This is a genomic window from Mesorhizobium sp. M3A.F.Ca.ET.175.01.1.1 (genome assembly GCF_004791945.1).
Lineage (GTDB): Bacteria > Pseudomonadota > Alphaproteobacteria > Rhizobiales > Rhizobiaceae > Mesorhizobium.
This window is the reverse complement of the sequence record NZ_SRTP01000273.1, coordinates 1-314: the sequence shown is the minus strand read 5'-3', so window position 1 is coordinate 314 and position 314 is coordinate 1. Positions and strand designations below refer to the sequence as shown.

Sequence of the window (314 nt, the reverse complement as noted above, 5' to 3'; positions counted from 1 at the left end):
TTCCGCCTGAACGCCGATGCCAAGGCACGGCGGCTTGCGCTCGGCTACGCGTTGGGCGGTGCCCTTGCTCTGGCCGGAGCATCCGTCGGAGTCCACTTCTCCGCTATCGCGCTGGTGCTTTTGTGGCCGGCGCTGGCGCTGGCCATCGTCGCCTTCGCCTATGCCGGGGCCGGCGCAAAAGTGTTCCAGAAGACGGCTGACGGTTATGCGCCGCTGGCAAGCCGCATCCTGCTCTGGCCCTACCGGCTGAGCGCCAGGGCCAATGTCTGGGCATGGACGCGCAAGCTACCGCCAGCGGTGGCGATCGCCGACGG

1 pseudogene is annotated in these 314 nt (G+C 68.5%); it reads left to right on the top strand.

Going from position 1 to position 314, the window contains the following annotated elements:
- Nucleotides 1–314 (top strand): annotated as a pseudogene (locus EN818_RS31620) (serine/threonine protein phosphatase); the annotation flags it as partial.